The sequence below is a fragment of the Mucilaginibacter gossypii genome (genome assembly GCF_017569325.2).
Taxonomy (GTDB): Bacteria; Bacteroidota; Bacteroidia; order Sphingobacteriales; family Sphingobacteriaceae; genus Mucilaginibacter; species Mucilaginibacter gossypii.
In genome coordinates, this window is the sequence record NZ_CP071878.2 from 5,937,601 (window position 1) to 5,955,676 (window position 18,076).

An 18,076-nucleotide genomic window follows, 5' to 3' on the forward strand; every position below is an offset into this window, starting at 1 on the left:
TCACCTAACATAGGGAGAAGTCGTTATGAAAAAACAAGCTACGATAGTTTGTCAGCCTGATAAGACTGAAACTACCCAACCACTACAGGTAAATTGCCCGCCATCTCATCAAAAAATGTATCGCGATCATACACATTGCGATCATGTGCATGGCAGGGTTAACAAATTTCCGATTGGCAGCAACCGCGGGCCATGCTTCTTTTAAGTCAACAGCGCTATTTATAATAATAGTACAGTTGGCCGTATGGCTTAAAGTTTTGCAGGTAACCTGCTAAGCTGCATAACCCAATTTGCCCGCGCCGGGTATCAGCCCCGGCTTCGCCGGCAATTGAATGGTTTTGTAGCGCCCGTTATTAAACTCCAAATTAGCTGTTGTGTGAGCCATCTTTATATTGGCCTACTGGTTAATGTATTTGTATTTTTTTCGCCCATCCTGTACTTCAATTGTTTTAATAGTGCTTACCGGTATTGCTTTTTTCAGTGAAAGAATCTTTGACTGAACACCGATAACAGAATCCTGGATAACCCAGGTGCGGTCGAAGTAAAAGGTTGATCGCTTGCCATTGATATCTGTAAAACGTATTTCAATGGATGGCCCGTTCTTTAACTTGTAAGGAGTTCCGTCTTTATCGAAACATTTAATCGAATCAATAGGATAAACACTATAGGTATGCTTATGCCCAAGAGGGTCCTGGGCGGTAACCGGCCTTAAATTCACCGTTTCCAGGGTTGGCACCTGCTCCAGGAAAGTACCAACAGGCATGTAATAGGTTTTGCAGGAGCTTGAAAAAATTGTTAGTGCTGTGATAGTGATAAGGAGTAAAGGTTTGGTTGTCATTTTAAAATAGAAATATTAAACGTTAAACCCATTGGGCCATTTAACCGGGTTTTCATGATGATGTTTGCGATCTCAGCCGGCAATAAATTTACATTTAGCGGAGTAACCGGCATTGCCACTAAATGATAATTCGGATCGTTGAAAATACCTAAGTTTGTTTTGTCGAAAGCATAAAGCCCTTTCATTGCCATGTTTATAAAAGACGATAGATACTGCTCGTCTGCCTCTGAATTTATGATGTTCTCCAGATCAGGGTTAATAACAAATTTGGTTGTATATGGCAAGCCCTCAAAGTATTCCTGCAATACCATATTGTTTTGAGCAGATTCCGCAACAGACCGCGGTAAACAAGTACCAGCAGATGTCATAAAGGCGACTTCTTTTCCGTTGGTTAAATACCAATCAATATCAAAGGCGTGCTGGTCGAAGTCGGTATACATATTTAAGTTTTTTTATTTGAGAGTTTTAGTTACTTCGTAATAACATCCTTCACTTTACTGGCGCAAGTATGAAGGGATGGCAATGTGTGAAAAGGCTACTTGTGCCTTCTTAGTTTTTCTATAATTTAAGCCAGCAACGGATCGACTAATAAAATATCAACCAAGCCCGGTAAATCATAGTAATCCCGTGCGCTGCTGTATAAGTAATCTTCAGGTTTTTCTACAAATCCGGCCTCTACCGGGTTGTTATGAATGTAATCTAATTTTTGATGCAATACTTTATGGTTAAACAGCATAATGGGATGATTGTCCTGTTGCCATAATTGAAACTTTTCGTTATTGCTATTTTTCGTTCCGGCGCGTTTCATCATCCATAAAAGCCATTCCTTTCGGCTTTCAATACGATTGTTTTCAATTGTACTTCGTAATAAGGCTGCGGTGTGTTTTTTCATATCACGCAATATATCCTCCAATTTATTGCTGTTGCTTCCAATAATCATGTGAACATGACTGGTCATAATACACCATCCATATATTTCAAGACCCTTATGCTTTTGACAATGCCTCCAACTGTCAAGCAATACCTGTTTGTATTCATTTCTTATGAAAAGGTCTATCCAATACACAACAGAAAAGCTTACAAAGTATAATTTATCCTGATCGTGAAATTTGTATTTGGTACTCATATTTTCGAATATTTGGCACAAGTAGCCTTTTCACACATTGCCACCCCTTCATACTTGCGCCAGTGGGGGCTGATCTAATCATTCACTTCGTAATACTCATCATCTTCGTTCTCCCGATATTTTTTATAGTTTTTCATTGCAGATACAGCCGTTATAAAGTCGCGTTCTATTCTTATATCAAACTCTTCTTCTTCAAAAAACTTATTGCAATGAGGGCAGAGGTTATCTCCACTATACCCATAAACATTAACAACATTCAAATTAGCTTTGCCGATATCATTACCTCCCCAAATCAGTTTTTCACCCAGCTGATATACGAGTTGCCAGGTATCGCCAAAACGAAATTGAATAACAACCGGGCGTACCTGATCGCAGTTTCCACATTTTATTTCTGTTTTTAAAATATTAAAAGTCCCCATAAGTATCTCATCTTTACCCAGCCCAACCCTCTCTATCCAAACTCCTGAAATTAATAGCCTCAGTTAAATGCTCCGGTTTAATTCTCCTCACTCACTGAAAGATCAGCGATAGTGCGGGATATATGGTAAAGGTACAAATCGCCAGATTTTCATACTTGTGCCGGAGTGCGTTGAGCAATAATTCCGGTTAGTTCTTTCACAACTTTGTCAGAGGAGTTTCCGTTAAATAAATACCGGCTACCATCAATGAACTCCAATTTCATTCTGTTTATCAGGAGCCAAGAGGTTGTTAAACGCATGCATTGATTTACATCTTTTGTAATGTCTTTCCCGAAAATGCTCTGAATAATTATAGAATTTTCTGTTAAAACTATAGTCTTTGAAATGTATGAGATTGCTGTAAAAAGTATTACAAATCCCAAAAGACCCCAAATCAATTCAATAAAATCTCGACAAAAAAATCCGATAATGATCACGCAAGACACAGAGATCCAATAAGCCATGCGATTATCGCTCTTATTTGTTACACTTGAAATGGATTTGTTGCTAATCATTTATTTTTGCCTTTATACTTGTACCTATTCTCCGAATAAGAATAAAACCAAAAGACGCTACCCTTGCTGTCTGAAGTTTCCGGCTTCGGATTACTCTTTCCCGAGACACCGTCTCGCATAACCTTTATCCCGCCCAGCCCTCTCTATCCAAACTCCTGAAATGTATAGCCTCTGCCAGATGCTCCAGTTTAATTTCCTCACTCCCGGAAAGATCAGCAATAGTGCGGGATACTTTCAGTATGCGGTCATAAGCCCTTGCCGAGAGGCCGAGTTTCTCCATCGCTTTTTTAAGCAGGGTTTGGCCGGCCGCGTTGATTTTGCACAGGTCGCGTACCATTTGAGGGCTCATTTGCGCGTTGGCATGCAGATCGGGACGGTTGCCGAAACGCTCTACCTGGATTTCCCTTGCCCTGATCACCCGTTCGCGGATGAGCTCACTTTTTTCGGCAGCGCGGTCGGATGATAGCTCGCTGAAGTTAACCGGCGTTACTTCCACATGCAGGTCTATCCTGTCCAGCAGCGGGCCTGAAATTTTGCTCAGGTATTTTTGCACCATACCCGGCGGGCAAATACATTCTTTTTCGGGGTGGTTATAATATCCGCAGGGACAAGGGTTCATGCTTGCCACCAGCATAAAACTGCTTGGATAATCAACTGTAAATTTAGCGCGTGATATGGTTACCCGGCGCTCTTCCAGCGGTTGGCGCATTACTTCCAGCGCGCTGCGTTTAAATTCGGGCAATTCATCTAAAAATAAAACGCCGTTATGGGCCAAAGAGATCTCGCCGGGGGCAGGGTTGCTTCCCCCTCCTACTAAAGCTACATCACTAATGGTGTGATGAGGGCTCCTGAACGGGCGAATGGTTACCAGCGCATCGGCAGCGGCAAGCTTACCTGCCACCGAATGGATCTTGGTGGTTTCTAACGATTCATATAAGCTTAATGGAGGCAAAATAGAGGGCAGTCTCCGGGCCAGCATGGTTTTACCTGCTCCGGGCGGACCGATCAGGATCACATTATGGCCGCCAGCCGCGGCAATCTCTAACGCCCGCTTAATATTTTCCTGGCCTTTTACTTCGCTGAAATCGCTGTCGTAATTGCAGAGGCTGTCGTAAAACTCTTCGCGGGTATTTACTATTTCGGGTTTAAGGTCGGATGTGCCGTTGAAAAAACCGACAACGTCTTTAATGCTTTCAACGCCGTAAACTTCAAGGTCGTTTACAATGGATGCTTCACGGGCGTTTTGTTTAGGGAGGATAAACCCTTTAAAGCCATCTTTTCGGGCCTGTATGGCTATGGGCAAAGCGCCTTTTATGGGCTGTAGGCTTCCATCGAGTGAAAGCTCGCCCATGATGATAAATTTATCAAGGGTTTCAGGTTCTATCTGGCCGGATGCGGCTAATACGCCAGTGGCGATAGTAAGATCATAGGAAGAACCCTCTTTTTTGATATCGGCCGGGGCCATATTAACCACTACCTGCTGGCGGGGCATCCTGAAACCGCAGTTTTTTAGCGCCGATTCTATCCTGAAATAACTTTCTTTTACAGCCACATCGGGCAGGCCCACAATGAAATATTTTGTGCCCGATGCAATATTCACCTCAACTGTTATGGTAATAGCTTGTATCCCATAAACCGCGCTTCCAAAAGTTTTAACCAACACTGTGATAAAAGTTTAAATGAAGCGAAAGATATAGAATTTTGATGAAGTGATAAAGCCGTACTATAAAACAAAAAACCCGCCGGTACCGGCGGGCCTTCTTATAATCACATTGTTTAATCTCATCTTAAAAATGTTCCGGCCTGGCAAACAACCAGGAGCATAGTGCAGGAAACAATCACACAAACCATCAGCATTATTGACCACGTATTGGGATTGTGTTTGCTGATGCGTGCAAAAGCGGCATTAACTTTTTTAAAGTAGCGGCTGTTCAGCAATAAAAAATAATTAAGCACAAACGCGCCCGTGGCGCCCAGTAATATCATTAAGCCGGATACCGGGCTTAACTGAAACCAGCCGGCGGTTAAAAATAACTGTGCAACACTTACCAAAACGGCCAGCAAAATGATCATCAAAAAGCTTGCTCCAAAAAGGGCGTTGGCTTTCGGCAATCCGCCGTGACCAAAGTTTTTAACATTCCACCTGTAAAACGTTACATAAATGGACTTGTAGGTTTCTGCTGCTTTCATAATGTTATGGTTTTAGGTAATTAATTCGGTACAAAATAATATTACTTGCACAATATTAGTTTAAAAACGGGATTGGCAAAATTTTATTGTGAACATACTCGGTTTTTATCGCGTTTATATTTCTTTATTTGGTTTGATGTTTATATCGCAAAAAAACAACGCGGAGAAAGAAATAATTTTATTCTGCATGGCTCCGGGAAAAAGGACACTTTGGTAAAATCAATGTTACAATACTCAATATCCCCCTTTTTTGTAGCATATCAACAATATTAATGCTGCTTTCATGTTATTAGAGCACATTTATAGCATATAATGCCGCCTACGGGGTTATGGATGTAGTGGTTAAGCAGAGGAGCTTTTTATGCTTTAAACGTAAAGCTTGATATTTGTCGAATACGCGTCTATCAAAAAAATTAACCAACATGCTAACATCTAAACCCTATAACTACCTCATGATTTAAGTTTCCCTAATTACCACGGCCCTACATCACCTATAACACAATTTAATTAACCTTACCTGTCTGCACCTAAACCTTGATGAAAACCATCCTTCTTTCATTAATACTGTTATGCCTGTTTTCCGGGGCTTTTGCCCAAAAAGCCACAATAAAAGGGAAAGTCACCGATTCCCTGAATAAGCAAGCTCTTGAGTTGAGTACTGTTGCCGTTGTCGACCTGAAAGATACATCGCTTATAGCTTATACCCTCAGTAAAAAGAACGGGGATTTTGAATTACAGCGCCTACCGGTTGATAAACAGGTACGCCTGGTTATTTCCTATGCCGGGTATCAAAACTATATCCATAATTTTAATTTTAAAAAAGGCGATATAATTGATTTGGGCAACGTTACCCTCAGCAGTAAGATGCTTAAGGAAGTGGTGGTACGTGCAGAGCGGGTGCCAGTCAAAGTAAAAAAAGATACCATTGAATTTGATGCTGCCGCTTTCAAAACCCGCCCCAATGCCGCCGTTGAAGAATTGCTTAAAAAGCTTCCCGGCGTACAAATAGATGGCGACGGAACCATTACCGTTAACGGGAAACAGGTAAGCAAACTGTTGATTGATGGCAAGCAGTTTTTTGGCTCGGACCCTAAGATCGCTACCAAAAACCTGGACGCGGCCATTGTTGCGCAGGTTCAGGTTTATGACGACCGGGAAAACGACCCCGATCATTTGGTAAGTGAAACCCAGGTACAGAAGATCATTAACATCAAACTTAAAAAGGCCATTAAGAAAAGCGTTTTCGGCAAGGTATTCGGAGGTGTGGGTTCGCGCGACAGGTACGAGGCCGGCGGATTGTTCAATATGTTTCGGGATACTTTGCAGGTAAGCCTCATCGGGTTAAGCAATAACCTTAATCATACAGCTTTCTCTCGCGATGAGCTTAATGCCGAGGGTGGTTTTGACCGCAGCGGGGGTAACACATCCTTTAACGGCGGCCGAAACTGGGGCGGCGGCATTGAAAAAATTACGTCAGGAGGGTTTAACCTTAACCAAAACTATGGCGAAAAGCTAAAGCTTAACCTGCAATACTTTTATACCCAACGTAATAATATAAATGAATCGGCTAATTTCCAACAGCAGTTTCTGAAGGATACCACACTGTTAACCCGATCTACTAACAGCAGGATCGCGACCAGCTATGTACACACTTTAAGTGGGCTTGTGGAGTGGAAGCCTGACACAATCCGTAACCTGCGCTATAATCCATCATTAAGTTATAATTCAAATAGTAATACCTCCGCGTCAAGCGGCAGCACATCAAACAATTTTGATATGCCGGTGAACCAGTCGGTATCAAATTCATGGGGAGATGGGCATTCAACACAATTTAACCAAAGCTTTTATTTTCATAAACGCTCCAAAAAGAGCAGTAAAGAATCGTTCACCATATCGCATAACCTCAGCATTAGCCCTAATCATAACAACAATTTCACTAATAATGATGTGGTTAATTACCAACGCCCGGAATTATCAGATAGCCTGCATAGGTTATCTACCCGTACATCAAACAATGCTTCGGGCAATCTCGATTTTAGTTACCGATACCCGCTAACTAAAAAGCTTATTGTTGATGTTATCACATCGGGCATATATAATAAAACCAGCGACCAGGTTTTTACCTTCGACCGTAAAACAGGCGGCTTTGATTCGCTGCTCACTAATCAAAGCTCCGACCTTAAACGGGATCTGTGGACCGAGAATATTAAACCGGGGATCACTTATCAGCTCAATAAAAACACACAAATCATCGCCGGGCTTAACACCCAATGGCAGCAGATCAATAACAATTTCGCGACCAGCAGGCTTGTTCAAAATTATTTTTTCCTGTTGCCAACAATTCGTATCGAAGCTTATGGAATATTTTTGAGTTACGAGCGCCGTGTTAACCAGCCGGGGGTATCAAACCTGCAGCCTATTACTATTGTTTATAGCCCGTTGTACAGCTATACAGGTAATCCAAATTTGAGGCCTGGCATAAGCAATACCTATTACTTTAATTTTTTCAAATACTTTAATAACAGTCAGCTGGGTATTTACTCGTACGGCAACATTTCTTCGCAAAAAAACATGGCAATTTCACAGCAAACCATTCGCTCAGACGGGGTGCAAAATAGTACTACCGTTAACCGCGATGGCAGGCCGAGCTATAATTTTTCAGTTGGTGTCTCTAAAGGGTTTAAAAAGATAAAAGACTGGCAGCTCGGCACATCAGCTAATTTTTACGGCAACTATTACCAAAACCTTAATTTGCTGAATAATGTGGAAGGCTGGCAAAATACTGTTGCATATGGATTGCGTGAAAATATTAATGTTAACTGGAAAGATGTGATTGACCTGAATACCGCCGTTGGTTTTAACCAATCGAACTCCAAATATCAATACGACGATTTCAGGAGCATCAGAGTAGCTACCTACAATATAAGCAACAGCCTGGTGGTAAGATTTCCTAAAAAAATCATCTGGGAAACCAGGCAGGATTTTAATTATAACAGCCAGGTTGCGGCAGGTTTTAAAAAAGGGGTTAACGTAGTGAGCTCGTCCCTGGCCCTGCAAATGCTTAAAAAAGACCGGGGAGAACTTAAACTTTCCGTTTATGATCTCTTTAATCAAAACGTGAGCGTGTACCGTTACATTAACACCAATTCGGTTAACGATGTGCAAAACAATACACTGAAGCGATATTTCCTGGTTACTTACAGTGTCAAGTTCAATAAGCTAAGCACTAAATAAATGTCGGAAAAAAATAAAGGAACTGTATTAAGCTATATAGCGTCTAATAATTCAAGTAATTAAACAGTGTTAATAATCAACGAATTAAGCTTTGGGCTTTGTGCATTCTGCTTTTAGCTATGTAAAAAGAGCCAGCCGCTGTTTTTTGCCTGCTTTGTGTAACTATCCTTACTAAGGTATAGTCTTACCAGTAATCAAAGCCTCCCCCATTATGAAAACCAGGACCTACCTTTTTCTGTCCATTACTATTGCAGTAATAGTTAGCTTGTCAGGACGCGCTGAGGCGCAGGACCTGCCCGGTAAACGCGATTCCATCAATTCGGTTATATTAAATGAGAAACGTGTTATCCAGGTAATATTGCCCGATGGCTATAAAGCAGGTTCGGCAACCAAATATGATGTATTGTACATCATTGACGACTGGAATATAAAATTAGGGCGCGATATCCAGCATTTTATTTTTGATGAGCACACCATGCCGCCAATGATAATTGTCGGGCTACTGAATGTTGACCGTGATAGAGATTTTTTGCCGACCCATAATAATGGAAATAAAACATCGGGCGGGGCTGACAAATTTCTAAAGTTTTTTAAAGAGGAGCTGATCCCTTATATTGATAAAACCTATCCTTCTGATGGTGATAATACTCTTTTCGGCCACTCTTTCGGCGGTGTGTTTGTTACTTATGCTTTACTGAACGAGCCGCAGCTTTTTAGCAATTATATTGCCGGCGACCCAAGTTATTGGTGGGATAATGGCGTGATGCTTAAGCAGGTTAAAGAGAAGCTGCCTTCGCTTGCAGGTAAGGAGAAAGCGCTTTACATAGGCGGCCGGGAAGGACGGGGCATGAAGGAAATGAAGATTAATGCCATGGACAGCCTGCTGAAAAAAGATGCGCCGGCAGGTTTTGAATGGGTGGTAAAAGCTTACCCCGCCGAATCGCATGGCACTGTACGACTAAAAAACTTTTATGATGGGCTGAGGTTTGCCTATAACGACTACGGCGGTAAGCCACTTGAGTTTCACCCCTCCGGCGGGATTGTGCTAAAGAATAAGCCCATAAAAATCTGGTATTTTAATGATACCACAAAAGTGCATTATACATTCGATGGCTCGCAGCCATTGGTTACATCGCCGTTTGCAAAACCCGAAATAGAACTATCCGGCCCTGCAAAAGTTACCTTGAGGCAGATTGCCAGCCGTCCTAAATTTGACAAGAGCACCAGCGGCGATTTCAGGGAGGGCACTTACCTGCCCGCAAAACCACTCAGGAAAAACGACAAGCCCGGCGGTTTTCATTACGCCTATTATGAAGGGCAGTGGGATAAACTGCCCGACTTTAAGGCGTTAAAACCAGTTAAAGAGGGCACGGCCGATAGCACTTTTGATATCAATAAACTTCCCCGGCAAAACAATTTCGGCGTAGTGATGGTTGGGCAATTTGAAGTTAAACAAGACGGTTATTACATTTTTGGGTTAGGGAGCGACGATGGCTGCAAAGTGTACCTGAATGATAAGCCGATCATTGACCTTGATGGTTTGCACGATGCCGATATACAACGGTCATACATTGCTCCTCTAAAAAAGGGATTTTATCCCCTTCGGATAGAATACTTTCAAAAAGAAGGTGGCCGTAAGCTTGATTTTGTGTACGTAACCCCCGATAATATCGCGAAAAAGAAGATAACGCCAATTCCCTACGCATTGCAGTATGGGCCCAGATAGGTTGCTTACCGTAGAGGCCGTTTAAAAACGACAGTTTTTTGAATGTAGAGACGCATAATTGCGTCTCCCGCCTGCAATTTACGGTAGCTAAGACGCTATTGAAATCGCTTGTCCTGCGGAAGACGCAATTATGCGTCTCTACAAAAATATTATCCCTTAGAAAGAACCAGGACCGCCCGGTCCACCTCCTCCTGGACCACCGCCCGGTCCTCCCGGACCACCGCCATCGCGGTTAAACCTGCGCTGGCCGGGATCTTGTGTTGGGGTTTTGCCGACAAACTTTTGCAGGCGGAATGTAAAGGTTAACAAATAATAACGACCAAGCCTGTTTACTGTAGATTGTGTGGTGATGTTGCCGTTTACAACTGATGTATAACCTGTATTTTGATTAAACAAATCATATGCCGCCAGGCGGATAGTACCACGGTGATCTTTCAGGAACCGGCGCTCAACGTAAGTGTTCAGAATATTTGTGTTTTTAATATCTAGGCTGGCGGCATAACCATAATTCACAGTACGGGTAAAATCATAGCTCAGCGTCCAGTCTTTCCAGAAATAGTTTTTGCCGGCTAAGCCTAATGTCAAAGTGCGGAAATTTGAGCTGCCATCAATAAGGTCGCTATGGATAGAGTTGGTTGTTTTGTTAATACCATAGCTGCTGTTGGCTTCTGCATCAATAACATCAACAATGTTTACCCTGAATTTTAAGCCCGGGGTAAAGTTGAGGTTTTTGGCTATGTTTTTTAACGGAGCAGCTGATGCGGCAACGTTATTGCTATCGATGCTGTTTGAGTACGCAACACCGTTGGTGTAGGTTAAGGCGCCATTAAATTGCAGGGTAAATTTACGCTGGGCCCATGGTTTGGCGTATACCACATTGGCAGTGCCGGTATAGTAACCGTCTGCATTTAGATAGTTGGTAAGATTGGTACCCTCAAAGCTTTTTAGCGATGGATCTGCTGCTAACACTGCCTTACTAAATTTGCGGGGATAAGAAATAGTGTTTTGTACTATTTTATTTTGTGTTGCGGTAAAGTTGAAATTGGTAAAGAAAATATTGCCGGTTTGGAAACTGAAATTGTTATATCTCAATGAAAAGTTATTGGCAAGTTCCGGCTTCAGGTTAGGGTTACCCTGTACCGGGTAAAGCGCGTTTGTGAAATCAATAACAGGCTGCAGCTGGCTAAATGTGGGCTGGTTGCTCGATCCGTTATACAGGAAGTTTAAAGCTTTTCCCCTCGAAAAATTATAGCTGAAACGAGCTGTTGGGATTACGTTAAACGTGGTTACGTGCGTAGCCGAATCGTTTTTAAGATTGAGGCCGTTTAATGCGGCCGGTTGTACGCCAATACCCAAAGTAACGTTGTATTTCTTTTCGATAAAACGGTAGTTCAGGCCAACGCGGTTGGTGGTAAAGTTGTATTTATAGTTGTTGCTCAACCTGTCGTAATGGTCGTAGGTATTGGCGGTACTGAGCGTATCGGTTTCCCTGTCACTTGTGGTGTTTGAGCGGTTAAATGCATAATTAAGCTCCAAATACCCCCTTTTACTTATTGGCTCCAGATACGAGATGTTTGTACCAAAGCTGGTTACGCGGCTATCGGTATAAGTTTGCTGATTGGCAGGCGCCTGGCGGGGTGCGCCATCGGCATAATCATAAGTTGGATTATCGAACTGCGATGTTTTTGACGTATTAGCGCTGATGTTAATGCTCAGGTTGCGGCCATGCCCGTTAAAGCGGTGATTATACAAGGCGTTAATACCGTAGCCTGGCGTTGTGCCATCGCTGTGCGACAATGAGGTGTATGACGAGTTGGTTATTCCGCCGATAGTTGATGATACGGATTCATTAGCATTAGTATTAGTGCTCGAGTAGGTGAAGTTTGGTACAACTTTTAAGTAATTAATGGTATCGGGTTTCCACTCGAGGTTAAAGTTAAAGCGATGGTTAATAGGATTATCTGTTTGATCGCTTTTTTGCGTACTTATACTTGGTGACTGAACGTTGTTGGTTTGGATAGACGAGCTAATAGTGTTGGTAGTATTATCAGTATAGCTATAGCTGCCATACACAGAAAGTGTTTTACCCCATTGATCGCGAAAGTTGGCACCGATGGCATGCGCGTTGGTGATGCCGTTTGCGCTGGTTGTGGAGCTGCTTGATCCACGCAATGCATTGCCCCTGCCGCCACCGCCTCCCCCGAAACCACCTCCCCCACCTCCGGTGGCGCTGCCATAGGTAAATGTATTTACGTTGGTATTGTTAATAGTTCCCAATACGGCTATCTGCTGTTCATTATTGAAGTTAAAAAATTTCAGATCGCCTATATAGCGGTTGGCATTGGTTATGCCCGGGGCTTTGGGTAAAAAATCTTCGCCATCGCCGGCAGTAGCCTGCCCAAAATAACCGTGGTTTTTGTCTTTACGAATGGTGATGTTCAGGATCTTGTCCGGTTCGCCGGTTTTGATGCCGGTAAGGTTAGCCTGGTCGCCGTAGTCGTCAATTACCTGGATACTTTCAACCACATCGGCAGGCAGGTTCTTGGTTGCGGTTTTAACATCTCCCCCAAAAAAATCCTTTCCGTTAACCCTTACTTTGGTCACCGATTTGCCCTGTGCGGTTACGTTGCCGTCTTTATCCACATCAACGCCGGGCAGTTTCTTTAACACGTCTTCAACAGGAGCATTTTCGCGTACAGGATATGCGCTTACTTTATATTCGGTAGTATCCTCTTTTAATATCACCGGGTTAACACCTACAATGGTAACTTGGTTAAGCATATTGGTTTCGGTTTTTAAAACTATCGGGCCAAGGTCAACCGGTTGGCTCCCGGCATCAAGCGAGTAGTGTTTTTTAATTGCGGTGAAACCGATTGACGAAATGGTAATCGTTAGCTTGTTGCCTTTTACTACCGGGAACGAAAACTTACCGGCTGCATCGGCAATAGCGATGGTGCTATCACCGGCATTTGAAACCAGCTTAACACTACTTCCGGGTAAGGAAAGCTTAGTGGAATCAACGACAGTTCCCTTTACCTCCCGCCCCGTTTGAGCGTTGGAACCAAAGGCAAATAACAGGGTAAAACTTAAAATAAGAAATAGGGGTTTCATAAACGTTTTTTCGGCGTGCAATTATTGTTTTTGTGTGTATATAGACGCAATTGAACTGCAAATGTTCAACTTAAAATTTGCTAAAAGCCCAATCAATATATTATTGTTACACATTAGGCCTGTAATTGCTTATCAATCATATTATTGTTACAAATTATTATGCAAAAAAGGCCGGGGTCTCCGGCCTTGTGGTTGTTATAAAGATCAGTCAGTCAATTATAAGCGGCGGGGAGTGCTCAATGAGCTACGTTTGTAGGTTTTTAGGTTTATTACGAATATGTGAATAATTAGTTTCAATATTTGTTGCAGCAAATACCAAATAATGCTATTGGTGCGTTAATAATCCACACAAGAAATAAACTATTGTTTAAAATGAATTTATATGATAGTAACATTGTGGCATGAAATTTCGTTATACTTAAACCAAACATTAACCTATGAACAATATTGGAAACTCGCTGCATTCAAAAGTGCACAAATGGATCGATACGATCGGTTTTAGGCTGAATACATCGCAAACAAACAGTAAAAGCCATGTTACAACCAACCATTATTTTTTTGAAACCTTTAATTTTTTCGAAAAATCGAAGAAAAACAGGCCCGAGTTAACAAAATTTTTATGTTTTGATGCTTACGGCGAAAAAATAAACGTGAAGTCGCTGCTTGATTTGCAGGTCGCTTTTTTTGAAAATATAAGCCAGCTTAAATAGGCGAAAGGGCTTTTCACACCCTGCCTTATAATTGTTTTAAGTCATCAGCGTTTTGTTTAAATAAATCCATAAAATAAAAATCCCACCCTACAAATAGGGCAGGATTTTAAGAAGGATTTTTAAGGGGTGTGCCAGATTAGTTTTCAACATTGGTGCGTGGCCAGCAGTTCATACTTCCTGTTTTTTCATTCAGTATATCCTGGTTGGGGGTGTTTATACCCCTAATCATTCCCCCTGCAATATTTACAACCGGCCTTGTTGGATTAAGGGCTTCCTTTATCCTGAGGTGAAGGTCGGCATAATGAGCTGCGGTTATTGCATCGCCGCCTTTTGGCAGGCCGGTATCAATTTTCTTTAATTCGGCACGTACCATGGGCCTGATATCAGACAATGCGATGTTGATTGGAGTAAAGCCCCAGCTTGCCAACTGCGCGCTTGATACACCAGGGAACGCGAAGCTTGCATCTGTATTTAACAGGTTCTTCAGGTTTTCGATATAGCCCCTTTGCAGGTTGCGCTCGTAGCCGTCGGGTTTGGTTGTGCCGAATATGCCTTTATGTAAATCGGTTAATAACTGCGCAACGGTATAGGCATTAGCGCCGTTTTTGGCCTCATTGTCATACATCCGCGCCAGCCTTGAAGGGTTTAACTCATTGCCTAGCAATGAAACCTGCATGGCTTTAATACGGTTTATCATAACACCGTTATCAAACTTGGCCAATTCGGCTTTGTTAATTAGCCATAACGGGGTTGTGTATAATTGCTGGTTTAAAAACAAAGCGGCTTCGCGCTGGCGTTCTTTGTTCACAAAATCATAAACCGCACCTTTTTGATCATATGTTTTAAAGTTTTCGTTCATGCCGCCAATGTTGGTGGTAACATGCCCCATGTAACGGTAATACTGACCTAAAACTTCATTATATAATTCATTAAGATCGGCATAGTCCTCATCTTTTTTGTACGACCATTTTTCGAGGTTTGGCAAAATCCGTTTCAGGTTGGCAATACCATAGGCGCTGGCCTTCATGGCATTATCACCCAAATCTTCATTTTGCAGGCGCGGATCGATAGTGGTGCCCTGGCGGCCGAAATAATAAACCGGGTTGCCGGCATTCTTGTTGGTCCACACGGCTAATGTTTCCTTTTCCTGCTCCGGCGTTTTATTGCCCGCGAACCAGGTATAACCCCATTTTATTGCCCAGTTATCGTACTCGCCAATTTGCGGATACAGGTGCGTAACGCCATCGCCGGGTTGGGCTATGTAGTTAAAGCGTGCATAATCCATAATGGAAGGTGCGGTACCATGTGTATCGGTGAAGGTTTTTGAGCGTAGTGAATCAACAGGGTAAGCGTAGCTTGAGCCAAAGTTGTGTGGCAAACCTAAAGTATGACCAACTTCATGCGATGATACGAAACGGATCAGCTCGCCCATTTGATCGTCAGCAAATTGTGCGTGGCGGGCTTTGGGGTTTACCGCTGCTGTTTGGATCAGGTACCAATCGCGCAATAGCTGCATCACGTTATGGTACCAGCCAACATGGCTTTCCAGGATCTCACCGCTGCGCGGATCGGCCACGTGGGGGCCATAGGCGTTTTCTACATCCGATGCAAAATACCTGATCACACTGTAGCGGGCATCTTCGGTGCTAAATTGTGGGTCCTGTTTTGCCGTTGGGGCTTCTTTAGCGGTTATGGCATTCTTAAAACCGGCAGCTTCAAACGCTTTTTGCCAGTCGTTTACGCCCTGTATTAAATAAGGCACCCACTTTTTAGGTGTAGCCGGGTCAATATAAAACACAATTTGCTTTTTAGGTTCAACCAGCTCGCCTTTGGCATAAGCAATGGGGTCTTTAGGCTCTAACCTCCAGCGGTGAATATAGGCTGTTACTAAGGCTTTTTGAGCATTGGTGCCATAATCTGTTTGGCGCTGGCCAAAAAAGCCCACGCGCGGGTCCATGATCCGGGCTTTCATCGGGACTTTGGGCAGTAAAAGCATGGAGGTGTTCAACTCAAATGTAATGGCTGCATTACTGTTGTCAGTTGGCGACTCGCCGGCGCGGTAGGTTTTTAGTGTGCGCGCCTCAATATTTATCGGGAAGCTCTTAATGGTGTCGATATAGGAACGAGAGTTATCAACCCCCATGGTTTTATAAGCCTTTTTGATATCATCAGACAAACCAATAGCGGCAATATCGCCATTGTAAAAATCTGTAACATCAATTAAAACGCCGGTAGTGTCTTTGTTAAAGGCTTTTACCTCAAAGGAGGCCAGTATAGCATCAAGGTTTGAGTTTTTAACCGATTGGTACATATCGCTGGTGCTATCGGCACGCAACGAATAGCTGGGCACCCGGATAAATACCTGCTTATCGTGCTTTTCCCATTTCCAAACCTGGTTGTTAATTTCTTCGCCGCCATATTGCTGGCCAAATGTTTTGAGGCCGCCCGGTGTTTTTACAAAACGGGTAACCACCAGCATTTCGCGGTTAATTAATGAGTCGGGTATTTCGTAGTAATATTTGCCATCAACTTTATAAGTATTAAAAAGGCCGCTATCAGCCTTTGTTTTAGCCGGAATAAGGTCGCTAAACTTTTTAATACCTTCCTTTTTGGGGGTTCCGGTTGTTGCTGTCGCAACGGTTCCGCCGGGTGTGGTAATGGTTTTTAGGGTAAGGCTTGGGTTTGCAGCTTGCTTCCTGGCAGCGCAAGAGCCCGCCAAAACCGCAAGTGCCAATACTGAGCCGCGTAAATAAATACCCGGCAACGGATGTTTTTTCATTTATTAAATAATAGTTTAAACCGTAAACTTATATAAAAAACAGGTTTTTTTTAGCTGCAAATTGTTTTATCAATAATAATTTTACAGGTATTACTAATTATATCCTGCGTTTTAATGTCAGTACAACTTTATCAACCCGTTTGTCGTGGTACACCTCAAGCAGCAGGCTTCTATCATCCTTTGATTTGAGTATTTCATCAATATCCTGGAGGTTCATTTTTGAAACGGGTTTAAAATTTACCGATATGATCTCGTCGTCGCGCTCAAGGCCAATTTCATCGGCTGCCGAACCGGGCTCTACGCGGCTGATAACAATCCTGTCGAGGTGGTCGCCTGCGGCATAATACTCAAGGCCGCTCATGTCATGCTCAAACGGATCGTTATAGGTTGGGCCGGGTTTTAAATACATGGCACTATCCGGATAATCAAGAATAACGGTAAATCGCTTTAAGATCCCAACGCCAAGGTTTCCATCGCGCTTCACCGACAGATTGATTTGGTTATTGCTGTCATCAGGAAATGAAGCTATTACTCTTTTCATCCTGAATTTACCTAAACTGAATTCGTCCATTCGGCTTATAAAGCCATTTATTGGTCCGTTTAAGCCAATGCCGAGGTTGGCCGAAGCAATAAATTTTTGCGGGAGGCCATAGGTTTTGATATAACGCTCAATTGATACCGGGTGCCCTGCGCCAAGGTCAACAACCAGCTTTGTATTAATGGGTGCTACGCCTGGCATTATAACCCGCGCATCCACATAGGCTTTCCTATCTTCTACAGACAGGGGGATCTTATTCGCTTTTCTGAAGGGTTTGAGGTCTTTGGGCCTGCAAACGGTAACTACGCTGTCCTGGAAACTGATCTTTACAGCCAGGTTGTTAAAAAACTCGTAGCCCAGTAACCCATGAATGGGCATGCCTGCGTAACCCGAAAGGTTAAAGAGATCTTTTTTTAATATGGCAGCCGCAACATCATAGCTAACCAGTCCCGGTATGGCAACATCTAAGGTTGAGGTTACATAAGCTTCAGAATCCTCCCCTTCGCCAAGTCCCGGGATTTTTAATGTACGTTTATTAGGAATACTGATAGAATCGGCTAATTTAGGATCGGTTATGATCATGAGACCTACGCCGGTATCCAATATAAAGTTAAAGGGCCCTTTGTTGTTGATCTTAAGTTGAATGATCATCAGGTTCCGTTCCAGTTTAAACGGGATATTCACCTTTTTTTTATGCACATCAAGATCAAAGTACTGGGCCCGGGCTGTGGTTGTAAGGCAAAATGTTAACACAAATGCCAGCCACAATGCTCCCGGATGGCGTATTTTATAATATAACTTGTGTAACAAAGTGGTTATAGTTGGTATATTAAATTTACGAGATTTATTTG

General features: G+C 42.8%; 13 protein-coding genes. 4 read left to right on the forward strand and 9 right to left on the reverse strand.

Features of this window, described 5'->3' with window-relative positions; translation table 11 throughout:
• The first annotated feature begins 25 nt into the window (after positions 1–25).
• Positions 26–205, forward strand: coding sequence for a hypothetical protein (locus J3L18_RS25250; RefSeq protein ID WP_129571758.1), 180 nt, complete (start codon positions 26–28; stop codon positions 203–205).
• A gap of 192 nt (positions 206–397) precedes the next feature.
• Here J3L18_RS25250 and J3L18_RS25255 read toward each other — a convergent pair whose 3' ends face one another.
• The 6 genes from J3L18_RS25255 to J3L18_RS25280 all read right to left on the reverse strand — a co-directional run bounded on the left by J3L18_RS25255 (position 398) and on the right by J3L18_RS25280 (position 5,127).
• Positions 398–838: a hypothetical protein gene (locus J3L18_RS25255; protein WP_129571757.1), complete on the reverse strand. Its 441-nt coding sequence runs from the start codon at positions 836–838 to the stop codon at positions 398–400.
• Positions 835–1,278 carry a hypothetical protein gene (locus J3L18_RS25260; RefSeq protein WP_129571756.1) on the reverse strand — a complete coding sequence of 148 codons (444 nt, stop codon included), beginning with the start codon at positions 1,276–1,278 and terminating at the stop codon, positions 835–837. Before J3L18_RS25260 ends, J3L18_RS25255 begins: the two co-directional genes overlap by 4 nt.
• Before the next feature lie 125 nt (positions 1,279–1,403).
• The gene (locus J3L18_RS25265; RefSeq protein WP_129571755.1) at positions 1,404–1,964 is read right to left on the reverse strand and encodes an REP-associated tyrosine transposase; all 561 of its coding nucleotides are present in this window, start codon (positions 1,962–1,964) and stop codon (positions 1,404–1,406) included.
• A gap of 74 nt (positions 1,965–2,038) precedes the next feature.
• Positions 2,039–2,383: a hypothetical protein gene (locus J3L18_RS25270; protein WP_129571754.1), complete on the reverse strand. Its 345-nt coding sequence runs from the start codon at positions 2,381–2,383 to the stop codon at positions 2,039–2,041.
• Between the two features lie 678 nt (positions 2,384–3,061).
• Positions 3,062–4,600, reverse strand: coding sequence for a YifB family Mg chelatase-like AAA ATPase (locus J3L18_RS25275; protein WP_129571752.1), 1,539 nt, complete (start codon positions 4,598–4,600; stop codon positions 3,062–3,064).
• Between the two features lie 119 nt (positions 4,601–4,719).
• Positions 4,720–5,127: a hypothetical protein gene (locus J3L18_RS25280; protein ID WP_129571751.1), complete on the reverse strand. Its 408-nt coding sequence runs from the start codon at positions 5,125–5,127 to the stop codon at positions 4,720–4,722.
• 537 nt (positions 5,128–5,664) lie between these two features.
• Between J3L18_RS25280 and J3L18_RS25285 the strand changes: the two genes are divergently transcribed.
• Both J3L18_RS25285 and J3L18_RS25290 read left to right on the forward strand, forming a co-directional pair.
• Entirely contained in the window at positions 5,665–8,361 is a 2,697-nt protein-coding gene (locus J3L18_RS25285; RefSeq protein WP_129571750.1) for an outer membrane beta-barrel protein, read from the forward strand.
• A gap of 211 nt (positions 8,362–8,572) precedes the next feature.
• Positions 8,573–10,087: an alpha/beta hydrolase-fold protein gene (locus J3L18_RS25290; protein WP_129571749.1), complete on the forward strand. Its 1,515-nt coding sequence runs from the start codon at positions 8,573–8,575 to the stop codon at positions 10,085–10,087.
• A 156-nt stretch (positions 10,088–10,243) separates the two neighbouring features.
• Here the strand turns inward: J3L18_RS25290 and J3L18_RS25295 are convergent, their stop codons facing one another.
• Positions 10,244–13,198, reverse strand: coding sequence for an outer membrane beta-barrel protein (locus J3L18_RS25295; protein ID WP_129571748.1), 2,955 nt, complete (start codon positions 13,196–13,198; stop codon positions 10,244–10,246).
• A gap of 437 nt (positions 13,199–13,635) precedes the next feature.
• On the opposite strand from J3L18_RS25295, the gene J3L18_RS25300 reads away from it, so the two are divergent.
• Entirely contained in the window at positions 13,636–13,908 is a 273-nt protein-coding gene (locus tag J3L18_RS25300) for a hypothetical protein (RefSeq protein WP_091174755.1), read from the forward strand.
• 136 nt (positions 13,909–14,044) lie between these two features.
• On the opposite strand, the gene J3L18_RS25305 is transcribed toward J3L18_RS25300, so the two are convergent.
• Both J3L18_RS25305 and J3L18_RS25310 read right to left on the reverse strand, forming a co-directional pair.
• Entirely contained in the window at positions 14,045–16,687 is a 2,643-nt protein-coding gene (locus tag J3L18_RS25305; protein ID WP_129571747.1) for a zinc-dependent metalloprotease, read from the reverse strand.
• A gap of 97 nt (positions 16,688–16,784) precedes the next feature.
• Complete coding sequence (locus tag J3L18_RS25310; RefSeq protein ID WP_129571746.1) at positions 16,785–18,035, reverse strand: aspartyl protease family protein; 1,251 nt, start codon at positions 18,033–18,035, stop codon at positions 16,785–16,787.
• Between the last annotated feature and the right edge of the window lie 41 nt (positions 18,036–18,076).